Origin of the sequence: Catenuloplanes indicus (assembly GCF_030813715.1) — a bacterium.
GTDB lineage: Bacteria > Actinomycetota > Actinomycetes > Mycobacteriales > Micromonosporaceae > Catenuloplanes > Catenuloplanes indicus.
In genome coordinates this window covers 3,334,672-3,358,673 of the sequence record NZ_JAUSUZ010000001.1, presented here as the reverse complement: position 1 = coordinate 3,358,673, position 24,002 = coordinate 3,334,672, and the positions used below count along the sequence as shown (strand labels likewise).

31 protein-coding genes and 2 tRNA genes are annotated in these 24,002 nt (G+C 66.9%); 24 read left to right on the top strand and 9 right to left on the bottom strand.

Annotation, left to right across the window (positions count from 1 at the left end; translation table 11 throughout):
* Positions 1-42: 42 nt before the first annotated feature.
* Positions 43-1,392: a serine hydrolase domain-containing protein gene (locus J2S42_RS15055; RefSeq protein WP_307239634.1), complete on the bottom strand. Its 1,350-nt coding sequence runs from the start codon at positions 1,390-1,392 to the stop codon at positions 43-45.
* Between the two features lie 336 nt (positions 1,393-1,728).
* Between J2S42_RS15055 and J2S42_RS15050 the strand changes: the two genes are divergently transcribed.
* The 4 genes from J2S42_RS15050 (at position 1,729) to J2S42_RS15040 (ending at position 4,993) form a co-directional block, all read left to right on the top strand.
* On the top strand, positions 1,729-2,172 hold the full coding sequence (locus tag J2S42_RS15050) for an HNH endonuclease (RefSeq protein WP_307239632.1): 444 nt from the start codon (positions 1,729-1,731) through the stop codon (positions 2,170-2,172).
* A gap of 1,509 nt (positions 2,173-3,681) precedes the next feature.
* Positions 3,682-4,032 (top strand): hypothetical protein, encoded by a 351-nt coding sequence (locus J2S42_RS15045; protein ID WP_307239630.1) that lies wholly within the window; start codon positions 3,682-3,684, stop codon positions 4,030-4,032.
* A complete protein-coding gene (locus tag J2S42_RS41945) occupies positions 4,029-4,499 on the top strand; it encodes a helix-turn-helix domain-containing protein (RefSeq protein WP_370879185.1) in 471 nt (156 codons plus the stop codon). Before J2S42_RS15045 ends, J2S42_RS41945 begins: the two co-directional genes overlap by 4 nt.
* A complete protein-coding gene (locus tag J2S42_RS15040) occupies positions 4,499-4,993 on the top strand; it encodes a hypothetical protein (RefSeq protein ID WP_307239628.1) in 495 nt (164 codons plus the stop codon). Before J2S42_RS41945 ends, J2S42_RS15040 begins: the two co-directional genes overlap by 1 nt.
* A gap of 123 nt (positions 4,994-5,116) precedes the next feature.
* Here J2S42_RS15040 and J2S42_RS15035 read toward each other — a convergent pair whose 3' ends face one another.
* Positions 5,117-5,308, bottom strand: a complete 192-nt coding sequence (locus tag J2S42_RS15035) for a DUF397 domain-containing protein (RefSeq protein WP_307239625.1) — start codon at positions 5,306-5,308, stop codon at positions 5,117-5,119.
* Positions 5,296-6,135, bottom strand: a complete 840-nt coding sequence (locus tag J2S42_RS15030; RefSeq protein ID WP_307239623.1) for a helix-turn-helix domain-containing protein — start codon at positions 6,133-6,135, stop codon at positions 5,296-5,298. Before J2S42_RS15030 ends, J2S42_RS15035 begins: the two co-directional genes overlap by 13 nt.
* 177 nt (positions 6,136-6,312) lie before the next feature.
* On the opposite strand from J2S42_RS15030, the gene J2S42_RS15025 reads away from it, so the two are divergent.
* Positions 6,313-6,735 (top strand): hypothetical protein, encoded by a 423-nt coding sequence (locus J2S42_RS15025; protein ID WP_307239621.1) that lies wholly within the window; start codon positions 6,313-6,315, stop codon positions 6,733-6,735.
* On the opposite strand, the gene J2S42_RS15020 is transcribed toward J2S42_RS15025, so the two are convergent.
* From J2S42_RS15020 to J2S42_RS15010, 3 genes are read right to left on the bottom strand one after another with little or no spacing between them, the layout of a single operon-like run.
* Positions 6,714-7,379 (bottom strand): YdcF family protein, encoded by a 666-nt coding sequence (locus tag J2S42_RS15020; protein ID WP_307239619.1) that lies wholly within the window; start codon positions 7,377-7,379, stop codon positions 6,714-6,716. The two genes, J2S42_RS15025 and J2S42_RS15020, sit on opposite strands and share 22 nt — an antisense overlap.
* A gap of 21 nt (positions 7,380-7,400) precedes the next feature.
* Positions 7,401-7,952 carry a GntR family transcriptional regulator gene (locus J2S42_RS15015; protein WP_307239617.1) on the bottom strand — a complete coding sequence of 184 codons (552 nt, stop codon included), beginning with the start codon at positions 7,950-7,952 and terminating at the stop codon, positions 7,401-7,403.
* Positions 7,949-8,152: a winged helix-turn-helix domain-containing protein gene (locus tag J2S42_RS15010; protein ID WP_307239615.1), complete on the bottom strand. Its 204-nt coding sequence runs from the start codon at positions 8,150-8,152 to the stop codon at positions 7,949-7,951. Before J2S42_RS15010 ends, J2S42_RS15015 begins: the two co-directional genes overlap by 4 nt.
* Before the next feature lie 495 nt (positions 8,153-8,647).
* Between J2S42_RS15010 and J2S42_RS15005 the strand changes: the two genes are divergently transcribed.
* The 3 genes from J2S42_RS15005 to J2S42_RS14995 all read left to right on the top strand — a co-directional run bounded on the left by J2S42_RS15005 (position 8,648) and on the right by J2S42_RS14995 (position 9,986).
* Entirely contained in the window at positions 8,648-8,902 is a 255-nt protein-coding gene (locus J2S42_RS15005) for a hypothetical protein (protein WP_307239613.1), read from the top strand.
* Positions 8,899-9,180, top strand: a complete 282-nt coding sequence (locus tag J2S42_RS15000) for a hypothetical protein (RefSeq protein ID WP_307239611.1) — start codon at positions 8,899-8,901, stop codon at positions 9,178-9,180. The genes J2S42_RS15005 and J2S42_RS15000 overlap by 4 nt, the downstream gene beginning before the upstream one ends.
* 92 nt (positions 9,181-9,272) lie before the next feature.
* Positions 9,273-9,986: a GntR family transcriptional regulator gene (locus J2S42_RS14995; RefSeq protein WP_307239609.1), complete on the top strand. Its 714-nt coding sequence runs from the start codon at positions 9,273-9,275 to the stop codon at positions 9,984-9,986.
* 28 nt (positions 9,987-10,014) lie between these two features.
* Here J2S42_RS14995 and J2S42_RS14990 read toward each other — a convergent pair whose 3' ends face one another.
* Entirely contained in the window at positions 10,015-10,317 is a 303-nt protein-coding gene (locus J2S42_RS14990; protein ID WP_307239607.1) for a YrhB domain-containing protein, read from the bottom strand.
* A gap of 181 nt (positions 10,318-10,498) precedes the next feature.
* Between J2S42_RS14990 and J2S42_RS14985 the strand changes: the two genes are divergently transcribed.
* The 6 genes from J2S42_RS14985 (at position 10,499) to J2S42_RS14960 (ending at position 13,778) form a co-directional block, all read left to right on the top strand.
* Complete coding sequence (locus tag J2S42_RS14985; protein WP_307239605.1) at positions 10,499-10,930, top strand: hypothetical protein; 432 nt, start codon at positions 10,499-10,501, stop codon at positions 10,928-10,930.
* Positions 10,931-11,022: 92 nt separating this feature from the next.
* Positions 11,023-11,247 (top strand): hypothetical protein, encoded by a 225-nt coding sequence (locus tag J2S42_RS14980; RefSeq protein ID WP_307239603.1) that lies wholly within the window; start codon positions 11,023-11,025, stop codon positions 11,245-11,247.
* Positions 11,247-11,429, top strand: a complete 183-nt coding sequence (locus J2S42_RS14975) for a hypothetical protein (RefSeq protein WP_307239602.1) — start codon at positions 11,247-11,249, stop codon at positions 11,427-11,429. Before J2S42_RS14980 ends, J2S42_RS14975 begins: the two co-directional genes overlap by 1 nt.
* A 17-nt stretch (positions 11,430-11,446) precedes the next feature.
* Entirely contained in the window at positions 11,447-11,803 is a 357-nt protein-coding gene (locus J2S42_RS14970; protein WP_307239600.1) for a hypothetical protein, read from the top strand.
* Positions 11,794-13,227 (top strand): FtsK/SpoIIIE domain-containing protein, encoded by a 1,434-nt coding sequence (locus J2S42_RS14965; RefSeq protein WP_307239598.1) that lies wholly within the window; start codon positions 11,794-11,796, stop codon positions 13,225-13,227. The genes J2S42_RS14970 and J2S42_RS14965 overlap by 10 nt, the downstream gene beginning before the upstream one ends.
* On the top strand, positions 13,224-13,778 hold the full coding sequence (locus J2S42_RS14960; protein WP_307239596.1) for a DUF2637 domain-containing protein: 555 nt from the start codon (positions 13,224-13,226) through the stop codon (positions 13,776-13,778). The genes J2S42_RS14965 and J2S42_RS14960 overlap by 4 nt, the downstream gene beginning before the upstream one ends.
* Here J2S42_RS14960 and J2S42_RS14955 read toward each other — a convergent pair.
* Positions 13,760-14,128 carry a CPCC family cysteine-rich protein gene (locus J2S42_RS14955; RefSeq protein ID WP_307248765.1) on the bottom strand — a complete coding sequence of 123 codons (369 nt, stop codon included), beginning with the start codon at positions 14,126-14,128 and terminating at the stop codon, positions 13,760-13,762. The genes J2S42_RS14960 and J2S42_RS14955 overlap by 19 nt on opposite strands.
* On the opposite strand from J2S42_RS14955, the gene J2S42_RS14950 reads away from it, so the two are divergent.
* The 3 genes from J2S42_RS14950 to J2S42_RS14940 are packed head-to-tail and all read left to right on the top strand — an operon-like array spanning position 14,127 to position 17,214.
* Positions 14,127-15,833 carry a replication initiator gene (locus J2S42_RS14950; RefSeq protein ID WP_307239594.1) on the top strand — a complete coding sequence of 569 codons (1,707 nt, stop codon included), beginning with the start codon at positions 14,127-14,129 and terminating at the stop codon, positions 15,831-15,833. The genes J2S42_RS14955 and J2S42_RS14950 overlap by 2 nt on opposite strands.
* Before the next feature lie 20 nt (positions 15,834-15,853).
* Positions 15,854-16,072 carry a helix-turn-helix domain-containing protein gene (locus J2S42_RS14945; RefSeq protein WP_307239592.1) on the top strand — a complete coding sequence of 73 codons (219 nt, stop codon included), beginning with the start codon at positions 15,854-15,856 and terminating at the stop codon, positions 16,070-16,072.
* Positions 16,072-17,214 (top strand): tyrosine-type recombinase/integrase, encoded by a 1,143-nt coding sequence (locus J2S42_RS14940; protein ID WP_307239590.1) that lies wholly within the window; start codon positions 16,072-16,074, stop codon positions 17,212-17,214. The genes J2S42_RS14945 and J2S42_RS14940 overlap by 1 nt, the downstream gene beginning before the upstream one ends.
* Positions 17,215-17,360: 146 nt before the next feature.
* Here J2S42_RS14940 and J2S42_RS14935 read toward each other — a convergent pair.
* Positions 17,361-17,434: transfer RNA gene (locus tag J2S42_RS14935), tRNA-Gly, on the bottom strand.
* A 142-nt stretch (positions 17,435-17,576) separates the two neighbouring features.
* Between J2S42_RS14935 and J2S42_RS14930 the strand changes: the two genes are divergently transcribed.
* The 7 genes from J2S42_RS14930 (at position 17,577) to J2S42_RS14900 (ending at position 23,765) form a co-directional block, all read left to right on the top strand.
* Positions 17,577-17,650: transfer RNA gene (locus J2S42_RS14930), tRNA-Pro, on the top strand.
* A gap of 187 nt (positions 17,651-17,837) precedes the next feature.
* A complete protein-coding gene (tig, locus tag J2S42_RS14925) occupies positions 17,838-19,172 on the top strand; it encodes a trigger factor (protein ID WP_307239586.1) in 1,335 nt (444 codons plus the stop codon).
* A gap of 166 nt (positions 19,173-19,338) precedes the next feature.
* A complete protein-coding gene (locus tag J2S42_RS14920; RefSeq protein ID WP_307239585.1) occupies positions 19,339-19,971 on the top strand; it encodes an ATP-dependent Clp protease proteolytic subunit in 633 nt (210 codons plus the stop codon).
* Between the two features lie 11 nt (positions 19,972-19,982).
* Positions 19,983-20,648 carry an ATP-dependent Clp protease proteolytic subunit gene (locus J2S42_RS14915; RefSeq protein WP_307239583.1) on the top strand — a complete coding sequence of 222 codons (666 nt, stop codon included), beginning with the start codon at positions 19,983-19,985 and terminating at the stop codon, positions 20,646-20,648.
* Positions 20,649-20,966: 318 nt separating this feature from the next.
* Entirely contained in the window at positions 20,967-22,262 is a 1,296-nt protein-coding gene (gene clpX, locus J2S42_RS14910; protein ID WP_307239582.1) for an ATP-dependent Clp protease ATP-binding subunit ClpX, read from the top strand.
* 44 nt (positions 22,263-22,306) lie between these two features.
* On the top strand, positions 22,307-22,957 hold the full coding sequence (locus tag J2S42_RS14905) for a GNAT family N-acetyltransferase (protein WP_307239580.1): 651 nt from the start codon (positions 22,307-22,309) through the stop codon (positions 22,955-22,957).
* 10 nt (positions 22,958-22,967) lie between these two features.
* Positions 22,968-23,765: a carbon-nitrogen hydrolase family protein gene (locus J2S42_RS14900; protein WP_307239578.1), complete on the top strand. Its 798-nt coding sequence runs from the start codon at positions 22,968-22,970 to the stop codon at positions 23,763-23,765.
* Positions 23,766-24,002 lie beyond the last annotated feature (237 nt).

The window sequence follows — 24,002 nt, the reverse complement described above, 5'->3', positions numbered from 1 at the left end:
CGTCGGTGGAAAGTGCGGACGGCCGGTACACGGAAGTCGTACTCAGTCGCTCCCGCGCCACCCCGCCGGATCCACGCCGCCGGGAATCGGCGAGGCCGGGTCGTACGGCTGGCGGGTGAACACGAACGTGCCGATGTCCAGGTGCGTGACCGCGCCGGCCGCGTCCCGCTCGATCCGCAGGCGCTCACCGTCGAAATACCCGCTCAGCCCGGTCCAGCCACCGTCCGGGTCCGGCCGCAGCCGGGTCGCGCGGGTCCCGCCACCCCGCAGCGCGGACAGCTCCAGGTAGCCGTCCGCCGCCGGGCGCAGCACGTACGGGTTCGGACCCCAGTACCACGGCCCGGCCAGCGCGAGCAGCTCCGGATCCACCGACCGCAGCGGACGCCACGGCTCCGGGATGCGCGGCTCCCGCTCCGCCACGATCCGGATCAGGTCCGCCGTGATGACGCCGACCTCCAGCCCCGCCGTGACGTTGCCGAGCACGACCGCACCGAGCCCTTCCGCCGGATCGACCGCGACCGTGGACACGAACCCGGGCAGCGACCCGGTGTGCCCGGTGAGCACCCGGCCGTCCGGCGCACGAAGAATCTGCACGCCGAGCCCGTACTCGGTGGTCCGCGCCGCACACATCTCCTCGACCGACGCCCGGCGCAGCACCCGCTCGTCGCCGTCCAGCAGGAACCCGGCCAGCCGGGCCAGGTCGGCTGCGGTCGACCAGAGCTGCCCGGCCGCCACCAGCCGGCCGAGATCCTGCGCCGGCTCCGGCAGCAGCACGTCGGCCCAGGGATGCACGGCCCAGCCGCTCGCGTGCGGCGCCACCGGCTCCGGCCCGGTGCGGTCCATGCCGAGCGGCTCCAGCACCTCCGCGCGCAGCACCTCCGCCCAGGACACGCCGCGCACCTTCTCGATCAGCGCGCCGAGCAGGGCGTAACCAGGGTTGGAGTAGTGGAAGCGGCGGCCCGGCGGATACACGTACGGCGTTTCCGGCAGCACGTCCGCCAGCTCGGGCCGCAGCGCCCCCGGCGTCCGCTCCCACCACGGCCCCGGCGGCTCCGCCACCAGCCCCGCCGTGTGCGCCAGCAGCGCCCCGACCGTCGAGCTGCCAGCCGCGGTCCCCGGCAGGTGCGCGTCCAGCGGGTCGTCGAGGTCAAGCAGCCCTTCGTCGCGGAGGCGGAGCACGAGGATCGCGGTCAGCGTCTTGGTGATCGAGCCGATCCGGTACTGGACGTCCGCATCCGGAACCACCCCGTCCACGGTGCCCCACCCGTCGGCCCAGATCAGCCCGCCGTCCCGCACCACGGCCGCCACCACCGACGGCGTCCGCCCGCTGCTCTGCCCCACGGCGAGACGGTGACGAAGGGCGCGGCGGGTCTCAGGCAGAAGATCGGTCATACCCGCCAACCTATCGATCAGCCTGCCCTCCTTCGCACTGCCACCGCTCACCGGCGCCTGCTCTCGATCCACCTCGTCGGGCCGCAACCAGAGATAGGGCGTGAAATCGAGCAGCGGCGCGGCAGATGATCAACGGACGCCACCACGAAAGCCGGTTGCCCGGGTGACCGTCACGGACCGATGCCGCCTCGCACTGCTGCTCGGTGCGTGGGTGGTAGTCATAGGTCATGGCGATCCGCAGCTACTCAGATGTCCCCAACCGGGTCGTGCGGCTGTTCCCTCCAGGAAGCCGGACGCGAGTACGACATCAACCGCGGCTTCCCGCCCTTCCGAAGCATGAACAAGGAGCTGCTGAACCGCTTCGACCATGCCTGTGCGTACTGCGGTGACGCCGACGCCTCGCCGGTCGACGAACACGTCGTGCCTATGAATCGGGCATCAGTCGGCCTGCATGCATGGGGCAACATCGTGCCTGCCTGCCGCCCCTGCAACAACGCCAAGAAGGACGATCCGTGGTACGGCCACCCGATGCTGGACGAGCCGCGGAGAGAGGCGATCAGCGCCTACATCACCGAGTACCGGTACGAGCCCGACGTGGACGAGTTGAAGATCGTCATGGCAAAGCTCTACGAACTGGCTGACCAACAGACACGTGCTCTCGTGGAGTTCGGCCTGGTCGCATCGCGGCCCTACATCGCCGGAATGCACACTTCACCGCCCGCTGAGCTGATTGCCCCCACCCTTGCTACGGGAGAGGAAGCCATTGACACTCCGAGCTGACGCGACTTCGCCGAGCCCATGGGACGGATTATCAAGGCCAACCAGGCCGGAACGCGACCATCCCGCACCGTGGGGGTCTGGGGGCTCGGCCCCCAGGTTTGATGCGGAACGCCCTGGTCAGCGCCTTCGGCTGACACAGTGACCCGAAGTGGAGCGGACGACGGGAATCGAACCCGCGTAATCAGTTTGGAAGATCTCGCCGCGTTGGGATGATCGTCCGGTTTTGCCTGGTCAGCGCGGGTGCCGTCCTGCCCGATCATGACCGTACAGGGCCGCTTGCGGCCTGAGTTAGTGGCACGGCCGCTCAACCTCCGCCGCGCGGCGCTCCGGCGCCGCAAGGCGGCTTCCCGCCCCGGACCGTACGCGGTCTGGGGCGGCTTGCCGTGGCGCCGGCACCCCGCGCGGCACGCGATCAAGAAGACCGGTGGCAAGCCGCGTAGCGGCGCGGCAGCCGATCGCCGGAACCCACTACGGCACCCAGCCACCCACAGCGATCGTCGGGCCGCTACCGACGGGTGGCTCTTTTCGATCGCCAGCTATCGAGCTGTCGGCGCCAGAACGGAGTGGCGTTCTTCAAGCATCGGCAAGGGTTCTCGGGCTGGTATCCCGCTCCGGTCCGCTCGCCCACCTTCACCCACCGCTTCGCGCTTCCTCGCTGCCCGATGGTAGTCCAACGAAAGCCGGGGGCTCTGCTCCGGGCAAATGCTGAGCAGGTAAAGGCCCAAGCCCTGGCGCTGGTGTGGAGCATGGACCGTGAGATTCCATACGTGGCCCCGTCGACAACGCGAACACACGTCGTAGTCCAACCATGCGGCCTTGGACCGGCCACTGATCAGTAGGAGCTGCTGCGTCCCTGAGCCGGGCGAATGCCGTAGGTGCAGCAAGCGCAGACCCGCTAACGAGAGAACCTCATCGACTGCCACCAAGCCACGGTAGTCGCCGGCGTCGTGGTGACCGAGGACGGCCGGAGGCCGCCCGCAGGGCGACACGACGCCCTGCGCCGCGCTGGCGCGGCGCCTTGATTCAAAAGAGAGTAGTTCGGCAGATTGCTATTGTCGCGGCAGCGACTCTCAAGATTCGACACGAGGAGAAACTGAACTAGCGGGAGGTGAGATAGCCCCTTTCAAGTCCCGGCGGGTAACGTAGAATACGTAGCGATTCTTTATCGACTTTGTGCGATATAGAACCTTGATCGGCCGTTCCGGAATGTATGGGCCGATTTGGCATCCAAGTCAGCCATCCAGGTGTTCGCTGTGGCCCGTTCGGGTGATTCCGCGCCTCTTAGCGTTATCTGCACCGTTTGTCCGTTGCTGGCCTGCCACGTGCTGCTTGCCGACTGCTGCTTGAGCGTGTACTTCTCAGGAGCGGGTGTCGATCACCTAGTGCGATCTTGAAGTGTCATTCCTGTGATCAGCATGGCATAATGCCGGACATGGAGGTACAGTCTTGACTGTACTCGGTCGCTCAAGCTGCGAAGACTGCGGGAGGATTCGGTACGAGCGAGGTGGTGTGCTGGTCATCGAGGCTGCGCGCATGGCGAACGGAGCAGCTCCTGCCGATGCTTTCCTCGAAGAGTTAATAAGAAAAGAAGATTTCGGAAGAATTGCGGATGTTCTTATTAGGTTCGAGGAGTTTGCGCGAACTGGAACTCTAGACGTTCCTTTGCAGTTGAATAGCTTGGGTAACGATATCTGGGAAATTAAAGCGGTGGATGTTAGATTGCCTTTCTATTATGCAAATTCCCATTCCCGATGCAGGGCCGTTCGTTTGACGAATGGCTTTTTAAAAAATGGTAGAGAGTGTCCTCCTAGGTATAAAAGATTGGCAATGCGGGTGAGGGGAGAGGATGAGCTGCTATGACGCTTTATGATCAGTTGGTAGCAACGCCTAAAGGTGCTCGTGCGCTCTCGGTCTCACGCTTACGGTATGGGGTCCTTAAGGTTTTGCATTCAGCGCTTCGACGCTCGGGTGTGAGTCAAGCGGAACTTGCTGGCCGTCTCGGCATTCGGAAGTCGGCGGTTAATCAGGTTTTTCGGGGGGATGGAAATGTCCGAATTTCGACTCTAGCCGAGTATCTGCATGAGCTCGGATGCGAACTGGAAATTAAGGCCGTGCCTCTGGGGCGCCCCCGGGAAGATGCTGTAAGGAGAATGAGGGTGGCCTGGACCACGCACAAGGCCGTGAGGGAAGATTCGCCTCGTTCCTTGGCAAATTCCGATTTGGGCGACGTTAATTGGAATCAGCTTGGCGAGGAAAGTCATTCTGGCGGTAGGTCGCAACGCCTTGATGGTAACGTCTTCATCGTCTTTAATGAGGCTGTTTCTTGATGGGTGATACTTCGGTGAGCGCGCGAAGTGTGTTGGATACTGTTGAGCTTGCGGAAGTTGTGGTTCAGTCCTTCAATGCTTCCTTGAAGCGCCTAGCAAAAGTGGAAGGTCTTCAGTTTGCGCTGGGAACTGCTTGGGCGCTTAAGGATGATGAAGAGGGCATACTCTGCCGATTTGTAGCTCGGTGCTCTCTTTTTGATGTGGAGATGGACGACGAGAATGCGGACGATGATGAATTCAGCGACGGGCATTTGTTGGCGCGGCTTCAATGCGTAATTGTCTGCGAGTATGAAGTTCCGTCGGGAAGCTGGACTGAGGTTCAGGGCTGCGCTCGTGAGGAAATTGCGGTTTTTGCTCAGAAGGTAGCTCTGCCTACAGCGTTTCCGTACGTTCGGGAGGCAATTAGTTCCATGTCGACTAGATTGGGCTTTCCTCGTATTACGTTGGGTAACCTTCGTGATGCGAACATGAGCTTCACTTCGCGCTCCTTCTGAACTTGCCGGATATCCCAATCGCTGAAGCGACGCGTTGGTTGACTTTGGCCTCACCTGCGGCGTAGGTGTATTGCGGCGGCGTGTGGTGTGGTCTTGCTGTAGAGGCGCGATTTGACCAGCATCTCAAGTGTTGGCCTGGTGCGTGAGTGTTTGGATGAATGCTTTCCATGATGGGCTGCTTATCCGGAGGAGTGGGCCGCGGACGGCTTTGCTGTCCCGTATTAGGACGTGATCGCTCGATGCTGTCGCAACCTCGACGCAATGGCCGCCGTTGGGGCTGCTGCGGGTGGACTTCTTCCAAGTCAAGTGGTCCATGACTCTGATGCCTCCTGGATCAGCTTGAGCGACTGGCGTTGAGGAAGGGCCTCCCCTAGGAGACCTTCCCAGATGTGGCGGATGGCATCAACGTCTGTCGTGGCCTCGATGACCAGGCCGCTGAGCTGAGTGTCGATGTACGCGACCTCAGGATGGCCTGGGACCGTGGCGAGTGCGAAGGCGCCGGCTAGGCCTCGGTGTGTGCCTACCTCGGTGCGGAGGATGTGGATCTCGATGGTGCCGGTGCGGCCGACCGTGGCCAGGTGATCGAGTTGATGGCGCATCAGCTCAGGGGTGGCGCCGACGGGGCGGTAGAGAACTGCCTCTTCGAGGATCGTGATGAGCCGCGGTGGGTTCGGGCGGCTGAGTATCTGTTGCCGGTCGATGCGGGCCGTTACTGCGCGCTGGAGCGTGTCCTTGTCGGCTGCTGGGTCGCCGGTTTTGAACATGGCGTGCGCGTAGGCGGGGGTCTGTAGTAGGCCGTCCAAGACGAGTGGTTGGTATGAGCGGAGCGTGGTGGCGGCCTGCTCGATGTCTGCCCAGGGGCGGAACCACTCGGGCAGAGTCTCTCGGGTTGCGGTCGCCTGCGCGGTTTCCAAGAGGCGGATGAGAAGGCCGGCTGTGCCGAGTGTCTCGTCGGCACGCCGGATGAGGGCGTCGCTGGGTAGGCGCCGGCCGGTCTCAACGGCGGAAATCTGGCTGTCCGAGAAGTGGATCTCTGCGCCCAGATCTTGTTGGGTTATGCCGCGAGATTCGCGTGCGATCCGCAGTTCTCTGCCCAGGGAGACCAGGGTCGGGTGTGGGGTACGTGATTGGTCGCCGATCATGGCGTACCACAGCCATTCCTCATGAATGATCTCGGATTCCCTTGCTGGCTAACGGCTTCGGACTGTCGGTCATGGGGAGTCGGAACGATTCCATCGAGCGGTGCTATCGGAAATAGTTCTTGTGGCGAGGCGGCCATGGCAGCCGGCGCGACTGGCACCTATGTCCGAGGAGAGTTGATGTCTGCGGAAACTATTGAAGGCGAGACGGAAACAAAGAGCGACGATCACCCGCTCTGGTGTGATCCGGCTGAGTGCTGGGTGGAATCGGCGGGCACGTGGCATCGATCGCGCATGGAATTCATGCAATTGAGTGATGCGTTGGGTACTCGGGTTGGGATCCGCCTGCTCAGGTGCACGTTGTTGCCGGACGTGACCTTGGTCGAGTTCGAGGCGTATGCCGTCGGCATTGAGGAGCCGGTGATGGAGCTGATCCTTGTGGAGGAAGACCTTGAGGGGTTCTCCCGGCTGCTCGGGTCCATGTCGCGCGCCCTGGGCAGGGTAAATGGCGCGGCCCGTGCTCCTTGCGATTCCGGGAGCAGAGGGAAAGGCCGGGAGAAGCCGGCTTCGAGCTTGAACCCTCAGACCAGGCGGCTTGTGTAGCCGGCTGCCACGAGGCGGCCGTATGCCATCCGGACTGAGTCGGGCATCGGCTGGGGGATTGCCCACCCGGCTTCCGCCCAGGTGTCGATGCGCTGGGTATCGCCGACCATGGTGTCGATGACCTTTTTGGCGTTGCCGATGAAGGCGAAGTAGTCGTCGATCGGCAGGGGGTGTGAAGCGCAGATGACCTCGACCTCGGGCCAGTGCTTCTTGCAAATGGAGTAGCCGCGTCGCTGCTGGTAGGGGCGGGACATGAGGGTGATGGTCTTGATGTCCTTGTAGCCCCGCTCTTCCAGCAGTTCGCGGGACAGCACGATGTTCTCGGCGGTGTGCCGGGCCTTGGTCTCGATGAGGATCGCCTCGTCGGGGACGCCGTGCGCAAGGGCGTATTCGCGGTAGTGCACGGCTTCGCCGCGTGGGAAGACCTCGACCGTAGGTGGGGCGTTCGCGCCGGTGAAGAGCAGGATCGGGTACATGCCGCGGTGGTAGAGGTCAGTGCCGATCATGGCCACGCCGATGTCGTGGCTGCCGAGCCCGATGCCGATGTCGGTCGGGCGGACTTCGTGGCCCATCTGGTGGTAGTTCCAGAGGGTCTCGACATCCTCGCGAATCTCGGCGGGGATGACGGCGGTGCTGTTCGGCATGGCGGGGCCTCCGAGCGTGGGTCAGTCGGGGATCTGGAAGTGGTAGGTCCAGGCGAAGCGGGAAGCTGCGTGGACGCCGCGGGCGAACTCGATCGGGCGTCCCTCGGCCGTGTAGGTGGTGCGGTGCAGGATCATCACCGGTTCGCCGGCGGGTAGTTGGAGCTGTTCGATCTCGTCGGGTGACGGCATCCGGGCGCAGATCGTCTCCGTCATGTTGTCCGGCTCCAAGCCCTGGCTGGTGAGGACGGCGAAACCGCCACCGCGGCCGGCCGGGCCGGCCTTCGCGTCGACGAGCGGAGTGCCCTCGACGTCTTCCGGGCGGTAGTAGCTGGTCAGGGTGTGCGTCGGGACGTTGGCTTCCTTGACCAGGCGTGCCCGCTCGTAGACCGGATCACCGACCTCCAGGCCGAGCGCTTCGGCGATATCGGCGTCCGCGGTCGTCATCCGTACCGTCTGAGTTTGGTCTCCGGGTTGCCATGGCCGGCCGGTGGCCTCGCGGTCGGCAGCGAACGCGACCAGGCCGGTGCCCTTCCACTTGCTCTTCGCGTAGCGGTCGGCGCCGAGCCGCTTCATCGGCAGGCGCGGGCGGACGACACCGGGGTCACGAGACCTTCGGCTTCGAGGATGCGTACCGCTTGGCGGACGGTCTTGATGTTGACGCCGTGCAGCGTCGCGATCTCGTCCTGCTTGGGCAGCGTGGTGCCCTCGGCGTACTCGCCTTGCAGGATCGCCGTCCGCAGGATGGCTGCCAGCTCGCGATAGCCGGTGGTCATGGTTCCTCCTCGATCGAGCGCCCTGAAGCTAGCACCTCGGAGCGCCAGTTTCTTTCTTAGGGGTAGCTCTATTGACACTGCTGACCTGCCGTGGCTCTAATAGAGCTAGCTCTAATGGTGGTGGCTGGGAGGTCGGATGTCGGCGAGCGAGATCGAGACGGGTGTCTCCGAGCGGTGCCCGGATCGGGACGAGCAGGTCAGGCATCCGCTTCCAGCCGCTGCTGTGGAGTTTCTGGTCTGTGCCTCGTGTCGGGGGTTCGGCTGGAAGTACGTGGTCAGGCGGTCGGCCATGCGCGTGATGGCCTACACCTGCGAACGGGCCGACGCGTCGTTTCGTCGGCCGTGCCTGGACTGTGGCGGCTCTGGGAAGCAGTCGCGTCCTGATGTGGCGTCGAGGCGGGCCAAGCTCGCGCCGCTTCTCTCTCCTGGCTCGCAACAGGAGTAGGAAGGCCCGCCTCGGCGCCCTTCGCCATTCCGGCTTCGGTGGAGGGTGCGATGGAACCCAAAGTCGGCGACGTTCTGATCGTCGATCGGCAAGCGTCGGTGCAGTTCAACGGCGCCAATGCATTGATTCTGCGGGTGATCTCGGTGTCCGACCGGGCGACCTACGACGGATGGGCCTGGGTTCTCGGCTACGTCGTCGACCCCGTAACTGGTGAAGCGACCGTACGACGAGAGGTCTTCGTGCTCCGCGGTGGTCTACGACGTGCTGCGCCGGAGCGACGACCGATGAGGAAGGTTGAGCGATGACGGTCTACCTGACCGCTGAGGCGCGCTCCGAACTGCGGGAGGCGCAGCGCCAGTTGGATCGGCATACCGATCTCGCCAGCGACGGGCGGTGCCCGGTCTGCGATCTTGAAGGGCCGTGTCCGCTGCGGCGCGCGGCGTTGCGGGTGTTCGGTCGCTACTTGCGGTTGCCGGCGCGGCGGCCCGGCGCCACTCGCCCGCAGCTGATCGGGCTTCGCAGAGTTGGCGTCCGGACGGAGTGGTTCGGCGTTCAAGTGGTTGAAGAGCCCTCCGACGCGTGACGGTTCTTGCCTGCTCATGTGCATCAGGTTTAGTGTCTTGTGTTGTCAAGTGGGTTGTTGATCCGGACGGGGTGTGTGTGAGCGCGTACGAGGTGCCGACGCCGAAGTACCTGCGGGTGCTCAACACGATCCGTGAGCGCATCGAGAGCGACACGTACCCGCCGGGGACCTCGCTGCCGTCGGAGAACACGCTTGCCAAGGAGTTCGGGGTCGCGCGGCCGACCGTGTTGAAGGCGCTGGGCATCCTGCGTCAGGACGGGTGGATCGAGTCGCAGCAGGGCAAGGGGCACTTCGTGCGTGGCCGGCCGTCCGCGTCCGGTGTCTCGCCGCAGTATGCGCGGGAAGCGTTGTATCTGGATGAGACCGTTTCCACAAACGTCGTGCACGTCGGGCCGGTGCTAGCTCCGCCGCGGATTGCGGCTTCGCTGCACATCCCGAACGAGACGCCGGTCTACGTGCGGCACCGGATCACGGTGTCGGAGTTCGGGCCGGTTGACATGGTGTCGACGTACGTTCCGGTGGATGTGGCGGTCGGCACCGACATCATCAAGCCGGACCCGATTGCCGGCAGCCTCCTTGACCACATCAACCGGGTACGCGGCATCCGCGGGGACTACGTGATCGAGCAGCTGACCGCTCGCCGCGTCACCGAGAGCGAGGCCGGCTGGCTTGAGGTGCCGTACGACGAGTCCGTGATCAGCACCGTGATCACGGTGTATCAGTCGTCGGGTGAGGCCGTGCTGTCGTCCCAATTGGTGATGCCCGGTTCGCGGCACGAGATCGACGACGCATATCCGCTGCCCTAGCTCAGCAGCTTCATGCCCTGCCGCCTCGCTAGGGGCAGTGTGTGCATGAGTGCGTTCCCGCGTCGAGTTCGGCCAGGTAGTAGGCGGTGCTTCGAGCTGTGCCCGTGATGTGTGCACGGCCAGTCGCCCGCTCGACCACGATTGGCGCGTTTCCCACGGTGGCGTCCATGAAGTTGCCGGTCCGGACGTACTTCGCGGAGTTGTAGTAGAGCACCCAGCCGATCGGGTGTTCCTCGACGTTGACGATGGCCAAGGGCGGTGTGCCGGGCTCGGTCGCATCGTGAGCCAGAATCGCTTCCGCGATCTGCCGCGCCCGCTCCTCGTCGATCATTAAGGCACCCTACGTGCGGCGTCCACGCAGACGGAAGCCGCTCGTCAAGCCGGGATCGAAGCGCCCGGATGTGCGTGATCTGAAAACCAAATCTCGTTTCTTGCTTGTGTGCACAAGTCGGCCTAGCTTGTTTGCATAACCGGTCATCACTTGGATGGCTGTGTAGCAAGGAGGCTGGTTCGTGGTTCCGCTGACGTTGAAGGTGCCGGTGCCGTCCGAGTACGTGTTTCCGCGCGGGGCGCTCTGCCTGGGGGTGGATGCGCAGGTCGACTTTGACCGGCGTGGGGAGGCGGACAACCAGGCGCGGGACAAGGAGACGGGGGAGCGGGTCTGGGTCGTCAAGGTCATGGACCTGGACCCGGAGGCCGGGAAGTTCGGGCGGACGACCGAGGTGAAGGTGAAGGTCGTGGCGCCGCATCAGCCGGTGCCGCCGGCGTCGAGCGTGCCGGGTTACCCGCCGGCGGTGGAGTTCGACGGGCTGACGATCACGCCGTATGTGGACGGGAACCGCTGTGGCGGGTCGTCGAGTAAGTGCCGGGCGCGGATGGCGTATTCGCTGCGCGCTACCGGGATGCGTGCCGCGGGCGTCGTGCCCGGCGCGGCTGCTACTTGAACAGATGTTGACGCGGGGCGGGCCGTCCTCCGACCAAAGACTTCGGCCCGGCCCCGCGCTGCCAACCCATACCCCTCGAAAGGAGTGGGGCTGTGAAGCCCACGGTAGACGAGGCTGCCCCGATGCAGTCGATCGGCGCGCAGCTGTCGGCGTTACTGGGTGCCATGCCGGACCGAAACGCGAGTGACCACGAACGGGCGGCCTGGTTCGACGCGAAGGCTGACCTGCTGGAGCGCGTCGGCACCGTGGAAGCCGTCGAGCTGGCGGGCACGGCGCGGGAGACCGCGGCCCGGCTGCGCGGTTCGGAGGTAGCGTGATGACCACGGCCACGCTGTTCACGATCGTCGGGCTGCACTGCGGTGCCCGGTCGACGGTCTCCGCGATGTGGTGCATGTACTGCGAGTCCTGGGTGAAGCCGCGCCGGTTCGACCCGAAGCGGATGTGCTGCCGTCGCTGCCGGGCGCGGCTGGGCCGGCCGGTGTGGCGGTGGTCGCTGTGACCGTCCGTCGTGTTGTCGTGCGGAAGCTGGCGGCGCTGGGGATCGCGGTCGTCCGGCACGTCTACGTCTCGTCCCCGGTCGACGTGCTGCGGGTGGCGGCCCTGGTGGAGATCTCCGCTGCCGCCGCCTCCCTCGCCCGGACCATCGTCAAGCTCAACCACCTCGACCCGGCCAGCATCGCGCCCTACGTCTCCGATCCGGGCGACATGCGCGCGGTCCTCGGCCGGGGCCGGTGGCTGCCGACCATGATCCGGCACGTGCCCGAGACCAACACCAAGCCGGGCCAGCACAGCCGGCAGCCGGCACCGGAGCCCGCACAGCACGCGGATCAGATCGCGCTGTTCCCCGACACCGGGGCGACGTCATGCCACTGATCAACGTCATCCCAGGCGACAAGATCCCGCCCGCGCCGATGAACGTCCGGGTACCCGTATGGCGGGTGCCCGGCTGGCTCCTCGTCCTATGGTGGACGCTCCGCGGCACCTTCCACGCGACCGTGCTCGCGGTCCGCTACTGGTGGCTGACCGGCCCGGCCGCGCTGGCCGCCTGGATCTGGGTGGACTTCGGCTGGCAAACCCTGCTCGTGGTGCTCGCCACGCTGGCGGCGGGCGGTGCGGCGTGGTGGCGGTGGCATCGGGCGACTTGGCAACGGTTCGTGTGGTGGCCGCTGCTGGGCCGGTGGCGGCGGCTGTTCGTCTACCGGCGCAGCTGGGCGCCGGCCATGGCGACCTGCGGGCTGGCAACCGCGTTCGGCGGGGACAAGTATGTCCCGCAGCTCCTCGGCGTCCGCGCCACCGAGTTCGGCGACGAAGTGACCGTACGGATGCTGCCCGGCCAGCACCCGGACGACTGGGGCAAAGCTGCACCGCGCCTGGCCTACACGTTCCGCGTCCGGGACGGCCGCGCTCGCACGCATCGCCGTCCCGACCGGATCGTTCTGGTCTTCCTGCGCCGCGATCCGCTGGCAGAGACGATCGCACCGATTGCGACTCCCACGAGCCTCGACCTCGCCCGGCTGCCGCTCGGCGTTCAGGAGAACGGCGACGCGTACGCGCTGCGGCTCGCCGGGTCGCATGTGCTGGTCGGCGGGGCGACGAACGCAGGCAAGGGCTCGGTGATCTGGGCGCTGATCGCCGCGCTCGCCGGCGGCATCCAACAACGGCTCGTCGAGCTGTGGGTCTTCGACCCGAAGGGCGGCATGGAACTGGCCGGCGGCCTCCCGCTGTTCACCCGCTTCGTCTACGACACCGCCGAGACCATGGCCGGCGCCCTGGAAGACGCCGTGGTGCGCATGCGGGCACGCGCCAACCGGCTCCGCGGCATCACCCGCCAGCACACCCCGACCCCCGGCGACTCGCTGATCGTCATCGTGATCGACGAGCTGGCCGCGCTCACCTCCTACATCTCCGACCGCAAGGTCCGCGACCGCATCCGCGAGTCCCTGTCGCTGCTGCTGTCCCAGGGCCGCGCGGTCGGCGTCCACGTCATCGCCGCACTCCAGGACCCGCGCAAGGAGGTGCTGCCGTTCCGCGACCTGTTCCCGACCCGGATCGCACTCCGACTCACCGAGGCCGAGCAAGTGGACCTCATCCTCGGCGACGGCGCCCGCAACCGTGGCGCACTCGCCGACGAGATCCCGGAGACCTCACCCGGCGTCGCCTACGTAGCGCTCGACGGCGTGCGTGAGCCGGTCCGGGTCCGGTTCGCCTACCACTCCGACAGCGACATTCAAGACCTCTGCCACCGGTACGGATACGCGCAGGTCGTCGAGGGCGAGATCGTGGAGGGGGACCGATGACCCGAGCCGAACGCTTCGAAGGCATCGTCCTGGTCGCCATCCTGCTGACCGTGGGCACGCTCGCCGGCGCAGCGTCGTTCACGCACGTCCACGACTGGACCATGGACAACAGCCCCGCCGGTACGCCGGACTGGTTCGGCTGGGCCAACGCCGCGATCTCCGAACTCCTCCCGATCGCCGCACTGCTCACCATCCGCGCCCGGCGGCGGGCCGACAAGCCGACCCGCTACCCGATGTTCCTGCTCATCTGCGGCGTCGCGCTGTCGCTGTCGGCACAGCTCGCGGTCGCCAAGCCGGGCATCTCCGGCTGGCTGCTGTCCGCCGTACCGGCGCTGGCCTTCATGGGCCTGTCCAAGCTCGTCCTCTCCGGGACGCCGGCCAAGCACTTGGGGCCGGTGCAGGTCGAAGCGGCGGCCGAGAAACCCGCATCGGATGCAACCGAGCTGGGGCCGGAAATGCCGGTGCGTCGTCCTGGCGTCGTGCCGGTTCCGTCAACGGCGTTCGCGTCTCGCGTGTCGGCGCCGGTTGTCGGTCAGGCGGTGCCGTTTTGAGGAGGAGGCGGGTGCTCCTCCGGCAGGGGCGGACGGACGTGCCTCAAGTCCCTGGGGTCGCTCGCGCCGTATCGAGCGAAGTTACGCCGGCCATCGGTGAGGCTCAGGGCACGGTTCGGTCCGCCGCGAACCTCGTCGGCGTCGTGAGCGTCCTGCCCGTCGTCCTCCCAGAAACAGACGTCGCAAATCTCGAAGCCTCCGCGCTCTCCAAGGGTCAGGTAGCCGCAGCACGGACATGCGTACGGTCCGCCGCTGCGTGGGAGATCCACGTTCACGAAGGGTTCGGTGCCGAAGTTGTCCACGGCGGCAGAGTCGCACGAGCAGGTACAGGCGGCGAGGCGAATAGGCATGTCTGAGGTGACCGACATGCCCCGTCCGGGTTCGCGGGCCGCGCGGATGCGGCAGCCGCTCGCCAAGGAAGCGCTCAAGCAGCTCGCGGAGAACAACGGCGTCTGCGTACGCCCGGTCGTCCTGCGCCGCACCGACACGTTCACCGGCGTCACGGAGATCGTCGAAGTGCCGTGCGGCGCGACTCTCGCCGCGAAGTGCAAGCCGTGCGCCGAGCGCGGCCGGCGGCTGCGCATCCAGCAGATCCGGGAAGGCTGGCACCTCGCGGACGAGCCCGCGATCGACCCGGACCCGCCCGCGGCGGATGTGCTCGACCTGGTGGCGCGGCGGGCACATCTGGAGTTCGACCGGGAAGCGGTCAACTACCAGCCGATGACCCCGGACGAGCGGGCCGCGCAGATCACCGGCCTGGATGAGGAGATCGCCCAGGCTGACGAGCTGCTGGCCGAGACAAATCTCCGCGGCCACCTCACCCCACGCGACCGGGACGACCGCCCCCGGCGGAAACGGTCTACCAAGCGGCGCCAGGACTCCCCAGACCTCCCGCGCCTGCCCGTCGACGGCCGCACAGTCGGCCGTGCCTTCGCCGGCCGGGAGGGCAAGACCTACCGGCCGTCGATGCTCGTCACGCTGACCCTCGACTCGCACGGGCCGGTCCACTCGCACATCCGGCGCGGCGCCTACGTCGTCCCGTGCGAGTGCGGCGCCCGGCACGGCCAGTACGACCCGGAACTCGGCACACCGGTCGACCTCGACACCTACGACTACCGGCGGGCCGCACTCGACGCGATCCACTTCGCGCGCGTGATGGACCGCTGGTGGCAGAACCTCCGCCGGGCGGCCGGTTGGAACGTTCAATATGCCGGTGCCGTCGAGCTGCAACGGCGTCTCGCTCCGCATGCGCACTTCGCGATCCGCGGCACCATTCCGCGGCGGCTGCTCAAGCAGGTAGCGGCGGCCACCTACCACCAGGTGTGGTGGCCGTCCTTCGACCGCCCGACGTACACGGTCGACAAGCCGCCGGTCTGGGACGCCGACCAGGCGGCCTACGTCGACCCGAAGACCCGCGTCCCGCTACCGACGTGGGCTGAGGCCCTGGACGCGATCGACGAAGACCCCGCCTACGTCGCCCGGCTCGGCCGCATCGACGCACGCGGGATCGAGTCCGGCACTAAGGACGCCGAGCGCGCGATCCGCTACGTGACGAAGTACGTCACCAAAGACCTGACCGAGCACGCCACCCCGAAGACCGACCCGCAGCGCGCGCACTTTGACCGGCTCCACGCCGAGCTGTCCACGCTTCCGTGCTCGCCGACGTGCGCGAACTGGCTGCTCTACAACGTCCAGCCGGACGGCGCGAAACCCGGCCTCACGCCGGGCCGCTGTTCCGGCAAGGTCCACCAGCGCTCGACGCTCGGCTTCACCGGCCGCCGCGTCCTGGTGTCTCGGCAGTGGTCCGGCAAGACCCTCGCCGACCACCGCGCGGACAACCGCGCCTGGGTCCGCGCGGTCCTGGCCGGTGACCTGGCGGACACCGAGGACGGCCAGAGCGCGACCGAGCAGACCGATCCCAAGCGCTTCCGCTTCGAGCTGGCCAGACCGGACGACCCGGATGTCCTCCCGCTCGAACATCGCGTCCTGCGCGCTGTCTCGGCTCGCATCCGATGGCGCGCACAGCTCGACACCGCCCGGACCCAAGCCGCATGAACCCACAAGGAGGCACCCGCATGATCGACGAGCTGTTGACCCCGATCGAGGTCGCCGCTCGCCTCAAGTCCACCACCCGATTCGTGCGCCGGCTCGTCTCCGAGCGCCGCATCGCCTACGTCAAGGTCGGCCGGCTGGTCCGCTTCGACCCGGCCGACGTCGAGACCTACATCCGCAACCAGCGAATCGAGCCGACCGACCGCGCGCAGATCCGCGCCTGGCTGAGGGGTGCCACCTGATGGCGAACAAGGAAGGCCACCGCCGTTTCGGCAGCATCCGCAAGCTTCCGTCCGGCCGCTACCAGGCGCGCTATCGCGGCCCGGACGGCATCATGCGCACGGCTCCGCACACATTCGAGACGAGCCGTGACGCGGACCGCTGGCTGACAGTCGTCGAGTCGGAAATCATCAAGGGGGAGTGGCAGCCACCCGAGGAGAAGGAGATCCGTCTCGCCCCCTACGGCCGGCGCTGGATCTCGGAACGCACGCTTCAACCTCGTACCCGCGAGGGTTATGAAGATCTTTTCCGCCTGCACGTCGTGCCCGACCTCGGCGACACCGCGCTCGGCGACATCACCCCGGCGGCGATCCGCTCCTGGCGTCGCCAGCTCCTCAAGCGCGGCACCACCGAGCCCCAGGCGGTCAAGGCCTACTCCCTGCTCCGCGCGATCCTCAACACCGCGATCAAGGAAGACGAGATCATCCGGCAGAACCCGTGCCGCATCCCCGGCTATGACCGCTACCACACCCCCGAGCGCCCGACCGCAACCGTCGCCCAGGTGCTCGCGCTCGCTGCCCAGATGCCCGACCGCTTCAGCGCCCTGATCATCACGGCAGCATTCTCCGGCGCCCGCTGGGGCGAACTGGTCGCGCTGCGACGCGCGGACTACGACCCAACGACCGGCACGCTCCGAATCCACCGCAAGCTCGCCGCACTCAAGGGCGAACTGATCTTCGGTCCACCCAAGTCCGCCGCTGGCCGCCGCGCCGTCACTCTTCCGGCAATCGCCAAAGCCGCCCTCGAAGAACACCTGAAGGAGCACGTCGACGCCGGAGACGAGGCGCTCATCTTCACCGGCGACAAGGGCGCCCTACTGCGCACCGGCAACTTCCGCCGCGCAGTGAAGTGGGAGACCGCACTCAAGAACGCGAAGATGCCGGACGGCTTCCACTTCCACGACTTGCGCCACACCGGCAACACCCTCGCCGCCTCAACCGGCGCCAGCACCCGCGAGCTGATGGTCCGGATGGGCCAGTCCAGCATGCGGGCCGCACTGATCTACCAGCACGCAACGAACGAACGCGACCGCGAGATCGCCAACGACATGGACAAGCGCATCGCCAGGGCAACCAAGCCCAAGAAGCCCAAGAAGCAGACCTAGTGGCACGCCAATGGCACGTGAATGGCACGCAAGATCAACCACGCCGAAACAGCAACCAACCGGAACGTGGGGGTCCGGGGGCTCGGCCCCCGGGTGGCATGCGGAACGCCCAGGTCAACGCACTCCGTTGACACAGTGACCCCAAGTGGAGCGGACGACGGGAATCGAACCCGCGTAATCAGTTTGGAAGACTGAGGCTCTACCATTGAGCTACGTCCGCGCGCCCCGCCCGTAACGGCCGGTGCCGCCCTAGACTACCCACTCCCCCCGATCTTCCCAAGCCGGTATCCCCCTCGCCACACCGGAACCTCCCCGGCCCGCCGCGCCGATGCGTGCGCACGGCGCTTACACTCGAAGCGCCACGGGGTGTGGCGCAGCTTGGTAGCGCACTCGCTTTGGGAGCGAGGGGCCGTGGGTTCAAATCCCGCCACCCCGACGACAGGATGACCCGGGTTTCAAACCCGGGCGCGAGCGTGCCGCGACGACGGCCTAAACTCGCGAGAGCGACGGCGCGTAACGCCGGCGTGTCTGCAGACGAAACAGTGGCAGACCGCAGACAGAGCGCAGACGCCCAGGACAGCGGACACGCCGCACATCACCCAGATCCATCAAGGAGTACGCCTGTGAAGAGCACCGTCGAGACTCTGAGCCCGACTCGGGTGCGGCTCGCCATCGAGGTGCCGTTCGCCGAGCTCGAGCCGAGCCTGAAGAAGGCGTACCGGGAGATCGCGTCTCAGGTGCAGATCCCCGGCTTCCGCCGCGGCAAGATCCCGGCGGCGGTCATCGACCAGCGGGTCGGCCGGGAGACCGTGCTGAACGAGGCCGTCAACGAGGCGATCCCGGCGCAGCTGTTCGCGGCCGTGCAGGAGCACGACGTCAAGCTGCTCGGCCGGCCCGAGGTCAACGTGACCGAGTTCGCGGACAACGAGCCGCTGAAGTTCACCGCCGAGGTGGACGTGCGGCCGGAGCTGACGATCCCGGACCTGTCCGGCATCGAGGTCGAGGTCGACGAGCTGGTGATCGGTGACAGCGAGATCGACGAGCAGGTCAGCAACCTGCGCGAGCGGTTCGCCACGCTGAAGACGGTCGAGCGGCCGGCTGCCGAGGGCGACTACGTGCAGCTCGACCTGAACGCGACGGTCGACGGCGTCGAGGTGCCGGGCGGTTCCGCGTCCAACATCTCGCACGAGGTCGGCTCGCAGCAGCTGCTCCCGGGTCTGGACGAGGTTCTGGTTGGCCTGTCCGCCGGTGAGTCCGCCACGTTCACCACGAAGCTGGTCGGCGGCGACTTCGCCGGTCAGGACGCGGAGGTCTCCACCACGGTCCGCACCGTGAAGGAGAAGGAGCTGCCCGCGCTCGACGACGACTTCGCGCAGCTGGCCAGCGAGTTCGACACGCTGGAGGAGCTGAAGGGCGACGTCCGTGAGCGGGTCACCCGGGTCAAGAAGGTCGAGCAGATCTACGCGGCCCGTGACAAGGTGCTGGCGCAGATCGTCGAGGCCGCCGAGATCCCGGCGCCGGAGGGCGTCGTGAAGGACGCGGTGGAGCAGCGCAAGGCCGCGATGACCGACCAGCTGGAGCGCATCGGCGCGTCGCTGGAGGACTACCTCGCCTCGGAGGAGAAGACCGAGGAGCAGATCGACACCGAGCTGCAGGAGGCCGCGACCGAGGGCGTCAAGATTCAGCTGCTGCTCGACACGATCGCGGAGGCCGAGCAGGTCCAGGTCTCCGACGACGAGTTCGGCCACGAGATCATGCACCGCGCGCAGCGGGCCGGCATGCAGCCCCAGCAGTACTACGACCAGCTCGCCCGCTCGGGTGAGGCGCAGGCCGTCTTCGGTGACGTGCGTCGCGGGAAGGCGCTGCAGATCGTGCTGGAGCGTGTGACGATCAAGGACACCGCGGGCAACCCGGTGACGCTCGAGGCGATCCAGGACGAGCACCACCACGTGCACTAAAGGCACGGAAACCCAGAGCCGCCGCGGGTACGCGTACCCGCGGCGGCTCTGGTTCTTCTGAGGGCAGAAGGCGTGCGCTTACAGCGAACAGTGCCCCATGCACGGACGAAGTGCCCCAATGACGGGCTAGGGTCGGTCCTACGACGGACAACAGCGAAGGGCTGCCATGACCGACTTGCATCTCAATGCGTCGCCTCTGGCCAGAGGCGGCGGCGACCTCGCCGGTGGCCTTGACGACTCGGTCTACAACCGGCTGCTGAAGGAGCGGATCATCTTTCTGGGCAGCGAGGTGACCGACTCGGTCGCCAACCGCCTCTGCGCCCAGCTGCTGCTGCTCGCGGCGGAGGATCCGGAGCGCGACATCCACTTCTGGATCAACTCGCCCGGTGGCTCGGTCTACGCCGGCATGGCGATCTACGACACCATGCAGTGGATCGACAACGACGTCTCGACCGTCGCGATGGGCATGGCGGCCTCCATGGGCCAGCTGCTGCTCTGTGCCGGCACGAAGGGCAAGCGCTACGCGCTGCCGCACGCGCGGATCATGATGCACCAGCCGTCCGGTGGCCTCGGCGGCACCGCGGCGGACATCGCGATCCAGGCGGAGCAGATGCTCTACACGAAGCGCATGTTCCAGGAGCGCGTCGCGTTCCACACCGGGCAGACGCAGAGCACGATCGAGGCCGACTCGGACCGGGACCGCTGGTTCACGTCCGCGGAGGCCAAGGACTACGGCTTCATCGACAAGGTGATCACCGGGGCGACGCAGGTCCCCGAGGGCGCCGGAACGCTGAACTGAGGAAGGCGACAATGACGGACATGACACTTCCCCCGCGGTTCGCTCCGGTGCACAACCGGTACGTGCTTCCTTCTTTCGTCGAGCGCACGTCGTACGGGGTGAAGGAGTCCAACCCGTACAACAAGATGTTCGAGGACCGGATCATCTTCCTCGGCGTCCAGGTGGACGACGCCTCGGCGAACGACGTGATGGCCCAGCTGCTGACGCTGGAGTCGACGGACCCGGATCGCGACATCACGATGTACATCAACTCGCCCGGTGGCTCGTTCACGGCCATGACGGCGATCTACGACACCATGCAGTACGTGCGCCCCGACATCGTCACGGTCTGCCTGGGCCAGGCGGCGTCCGCGGCCGCGATCCTGCTGGCGGCGGGCACCCCGGGCAAGCGCATGGCGCTGCCGCACTCGCGGGTGATAATCCACCAGCCGGCCACCGAGGGTGGCTACGGTCAGGGTTCGGACATCGAGATCCAGGCCCGGGAGATCCTCCGCATGCGTTCGCAGATGGAGGAGATGCTGGTCCGGCACACCGGCCGGTCCGCCGATCTGGTCACCAAGGACATCGACCGTGACAAGATCATGACCGCGGAAGAGGCCAAGGAGTACGGGATCGTCGACACGGTCCTGGCGAACCGGAAGAAGAGCGGCCTGATCGGGGTCGGCGCTTCCAGCTAGACCCAGCGCCCGCGACGGAGGCCAGCCGCAGGTAGGTTACTGTGGCTGGTCTTCACTGTGGTTGCTTCGAAGATACGCACTGAAATCGGGCAAACGGCGTCAAACCTCCAGTGGGGGCGACCCGCTAGCCTGGTTGGTCTCTGACACGCCAGTTTTGGGGGTCGGAGAAACGCCCCCGCAGGGGGTAACGTCGAGGCCGCACCGCTAAACATCGCGGTCCGGTGGACGATCGAATACCGTTGAGCGAAGACCGTTTGACCAGGTCGTCCTCAGGCCAGGGTTGGGAGTTTCCAGCCGATGAGCGCAGGGAGAGCGTAGGTGGCACGGATCGGTGACGGCGGCGACCTACTGAAGTGCTCCTTCTGTGGAAAGTCGCAGAAGCAGGTCAAGAAGCTCATCGCGGGCCCCGGGGTCTACATCTGCGACGAGTGCATCGATCTCTGTAACGAGATCATCGAGGAGGAGCTGGCCGAGTCCGGCGAGGTGAAGTGGGAAGAGCTTCCCAAGCCGATGGAGATCGTCCAGTTCTTGGATCAATATGTGGTGGGCCAGGAGAGCGCCAAGCGCGCGCTCGCCGTCGCGGTCTACAACCACTACAAACGGATCCAGGCGGAGGCGAACGGCGCCCCCGGCTCCGGCAGCGAGCAGATCGAACTCGCCAAGTCGAACATCATGTTGATCGGCCCGACCGGCTGCGGCAAGACGCACCTGGCGCAGACGCTGGCCCGCATGCTCAACGTCCCGTTCGCGATCGCCGACGCCACGGCGCTGACCGAGGCCGGCTACGTCGGCGAGGACGTGGAGAACATCCTCCTCAAGCTGATCCAGGCCGCTGACTACGACATCAAGCGCGCCGAGACCGGCATCATCTACATCGACGAGGTCGACAAGATCGCCCGCAAGTCGGAGAACCCGTCGATCACGCGCGACGTCTCCGGCGAGGGCGTCCAGCAGGCCCTCCTGAAGATCCTCGAGGGCACCACGGCGAACGTTCCGCCCCAGGGCGGCCGCAAGCACCCGCACCAGGAGTTCATCCAGATCGACACCACGAACGTGCTGTTCATCTGCGGTGGCGCGTTCGCCGGCCTGGACCGGATCGTCGAGTCCCGGATCGGCGCCGGCGGCGTCGGCTTCGGGGCGAATCTGCGCAGCATCCGCGACCGCGACACCGACGACATCATGTCCAAGGTGATGCCGGAGGACATGCTGAAGTTCGGCCTGATCCCCGAGTTCATCGGCCGTCTGCCGGTCTTCACCACGGTGCGCAACCTCGACCGCGAGGCACTGGTCAGCATCCTCACCGAGCCCCGCAACGCGCTCGTCCGCCAGTACCAGCGGCTCTTCGAGCTCGACGGCGTCGAGCTGGAGTTCGAGCAGGAGGCGCTGAACGCGATCGCGGACCAGGCCATGCTCCGCGGCACCGGCGCCCGCGGCCTGCGCGCCATCATGGAAGAGGTCCTGCAGAACGTGATGTACGAGGTGCCGTCGAACCCGGACGCCGCCCGCGTGCTCATCACCAAGGGCGTCGTCCTGGAGAACGTCAACCCGACCATCGTCCCGCGCGAGTTCACCGGCCGCCGTGCCCGCCGCGAGCGCGAGGAGAAGTCGGCCTGACCGCCCCGCACGACACGCACGCCCCGGCGTTCACGCCGGGGCGTTTGTCGTCGCTGCTGGACCACGTGGCCCACGGCGGGCGCCTGCCCACCGAGCCGTTCCTGGAGATCGTCCCGCCGCCGTCCGCTCGCGACTTCGCCGTGCTCTCCTTCCCGGCGCACGTGGTGATCGCCGCCCCGGTCACGCTGGACTGGGTGACCGCACACCTCCCGGACTCCGGCGACGAGTTCTCCGAGCCGATGAACCCGCCGTTCCTGCACGCGCTCGAACGCCACCTCGGCCGCCGCGTCAACAACATCGACCAGATGCTCGTCGCCCCCGCGCTGCCCGGCCCGCCCCCGCTCGCACTGACTGAGATCACCGACCACACGCATCCCCGGGTACGCCACGCGGTCGGCTACCGCGACCACGTCCGGGTCTACGCCGCCACCGGGGGACTGCTCACCGTCGGCCGGGGCCTGGCCGGCCGGTGGGAGCTCTCCATGGAGGTTCTCCCGGAGCACCGCAACGCCGGCCTCGGCCGCGCCCTGGTCACCGCCGCTCGCCACCTGATCCCCGCCGGTGCGCACGTCTGGGCGCAGATCTCCCCGGGTAACGCGGCCAGCACCCGCACGCTGCTGGCCGCCGGCTTCACCCCGGTCGGTGCCGAGGCGATCCTGCAAACGCCCCTGGTAGACGCGCCGGGAGCGCCGTAGGCTCGGCTGCATGCGAGTCGCCGTGTGCCAGCTCAACGCCCGTGCGGACCGCGCCGCCAACCTGGCCGTCGCCCGCGACCTTCTCACCCGCGCCGCGGACGCCGGTGCCGACCTCGCGGTCCTCCCTGAATACACGGACTACCTCGGCCCCGCCGCTGGTGCCCCGAAACCCGAGCCGGTCGACGGCGAATACGCCACGTTCTTCGCCGACGCCGCCCGCGACCTCGGCATCTGGGTCCACGCCGGCTCCTTTCACGAGGCCGGCCCCGACCCGGACCACATCTACAACACCAGCCTCGTGTTCAACCGCACCGGCGAGCTGGCCGCCACCTACCGCAAAATCCACCTCTACGACGTGGAGATCCCCGGCAAGGTCTCCTTCCACGAGTCACGCACGGTCGCCGCAGGCACCACCCCGGTCGTCGTCGACGTCGAGGGCATCGGCCTCGGCCTGTCGATCTGCTACGACTTGCGCTTCCCCGAGCTCTACCGCCGCCTCGCCGCCGACGGCCAGGCCAAACTGCTGGTGGTCCCGGCCGCCTTCATGGCACACACCGGCCGCGACCACTGGGAAGTCCTGCTCCGCGCCCGCGCCATCGAAAACCAGTGCTACGTCCTCGCCGCCGGCCAGATCGGCAACCACGAGCCGTCCCGCACCTGCTTCGGCCGCAGCATGATCATCGACCCGTGGGGCACCGTCCTCGCCCAGGCCCCGGACACCACCACCATCGCCATCGCCGACCTCGACCTCCCCCGCCTCGACACGATCCGTCTGGAACTCCCCAGCCTGGCCAACCGCCGCCTCTAACCGCGCAAACCGATATTCCCACTCCCGGCGTGGCGCGGCCCGCACGCTCCCGCGGGCAAACCTCGCCGAGGCCTCCGACTCCGCTGGCACTCCGCTCCGCCCGCGGCATCGGAGCCGGTTCCGCCGTGGTCCCGCAAAAACCCGCGCGTCCGGCGGCACTCAACTCCCGGCCCCGACCTCGGTTCGCACAACCGAGGCGCCGCACGGCCTCGTCTCTCGCGGGATTCCCGGCCCCCG

What these genes read in the sequence shown, in the direction of transcription:
- J2S42_RS15055 (WP_307239634.1), bottom strand. Translation starts at nt 1,392, where the DNA reads ATGACCGATCTTCTGCCTGAGACCCGCCGCGCCCTTCGTCACCGTCTC.
- J2S42_RS15050 (WP_307239632.1), top strand. Translation starts at nt 1,729, where the DNA reads ATGAACAAGGAGCTGCTGAACCGCTTCGACCATGCCTGTGCGTACTGC.
- J2S42_RS41945 (WP_370879185.1), top strand. Translation starts at nt 4,029, where the DNA reads ATGACGCTTTATGATCAGTTGGTAGCAACGCCTAAAGGTGCTCGTGCG.
- J2S42_RS15040 (WP_307239628.1), top strand. Translation starts at nt 4,499, where the DNA reads ATGGGTGATACTTCGGTGAGCGCGCGAAGTGTGTTGGATACTGTTGAG.
- J2S42_RS15035 (WP_307239625.1), bottom strand. Translation starts at nt 5,308, where the DNA reads ATGGACCACTTGACTTGGAAGAAGTCCACCCGCAGCAGCCCCAACGGC.
- J2S42_RS15030 (WP_307239623.1), bottom strand. Translation starts at nt 6,135, where the DNA reads ATGATCGGCGACCAATCACGTACCCCACACCCGACCCTGGTCTCCCTG.
- J2S42_RS15025 (WP_307239621.1), top strand. Translation starts at nt 6,313, where the DNA reads ATGTCTGCGGAAACTATTGAAGGCGAGACGGAAACAAAGAGCGACGAT.
- J2S42_RS15020 (WP_307239619.1), bottom strand. Translation starts at nt 7,379, where the DNA reads ATGCCGAACAGCACCGCCGTCATCCCCGCCGAGATTCGCGAGGATGTC.
- J2S42_RS15015 (WP_307239617.1), bottom strand. Translation starts at nt 7,952, where the DNA reads ATGAAGCGGCTCGGCGCCGACCGCTACGCGAAGAGCAAGTGGAAGGGC.
- J2S42_RS15010 (WP_307239615.1), bottom strand. Translation starts at nt 8,152, where the DNA reads ATGACCACCGGCTATCGCGAGCTGGCAGCCATCCTGCGGACGGCGATC.
- J2S42_RS15005 (WP_307239613.1), top strand. Translation starts at nt 8,648, where the DNA reads ATGGAACCCAAAGTCGGCGACGTTCTGATCGTCGATCGGCAAGCGTCG.
- J2S42_RS15000 (WP_307239611.1), top strand. Translation starts at nt 8,899, where the DNA reads ATGACGGTCTACCTGACCGCTGAGGCGCGCTCCGAACTGCGGGAGGCG.
- J2S42_RS14990 (WP_307239607.1), bottom strand. Translation starts at nt 10,317, where the DNA reads ATGATCGACGAGGAGCGGGCGCGGCAGATCGCGGAAGCGATTCTGGCT.
- J2S42_RS14975 (WP_307239602.1), top strand. Translation starts at nt 11,247, where the DNA reads ATGACCACGGCCACGCTGTTCACGATCGTCGGGCTGCACTGCGGTGCC.
- J2S42_RS14965 (WP_307239598.1), top strand. Translation starts at nt 11,794, where the DNA reads ATGCCACTGATCAACGTCATCCCAGGCGACAAGATCCCGCCCGCGCCG.
- J2S42_RS14960 (WP_307239596.1), top strand. Translation starts at nt 13,224, where the DNA reads ATGACCCGAGCCGAACGCTTCGAAGGCATCGTCCTGGTCGCCATCCTG.
- J2S42_RS14950 (WP_307239594.1), top strand. Translation starts at nt 14,127, where the DNA reads ATGTCTGAGGTGACCGACATGCCCCGTCCGGGTTCGCGGGCCGCGCGG.
- J2S42_RS14955 (WP_307248765.1), bottom strand. Translation starts at nt 14,128, where the DNA reads ATGCCTATTCGCCTCGCCGCCTGTACCTGCTCGTGCGACTCTGCCGCC.
- J2S42_RS14945 (WP_307239592.1), top strand. Translation starts at nt 15,854, where the DNA reads ATGATCGACGAGCTGTTGACCCCGATCGAGGTCGCCGCTCGCCTCAAG.
- J2S42_RS14940 (WP_307239590.1), top strand. Translation starts at nt 16,072, where the DNA reads ATGGCGAACAAGGAAGGCCACCGCCGTTTCGGCAGCATCCGCAAGCTT.
- J2S42_RS14920 (WP_307239585.1), top strand. Translation starts at nt 19,339, where the DNA reads ATGACCGACTTGCATCTCAATGCGTCGCCTCTGGCCAGAGGCGGCGGC.
- J2S42_RS14915 (WP_307239583.1), top strand. Translation starts at nt 19,983, where the DNA reads ATGACGGACATGACACTTCCCCCGCGGTTCGCTCCGGTGCACAACCGG.
- J2S42_RS14900 (WP_307239578.1), top strand. Translation starts at nt 22,968, where the DNA reads ATGCGAGTCGCCGTGTGCCAGCTCAACGCCCGTGCGGACCGCGCCGCC.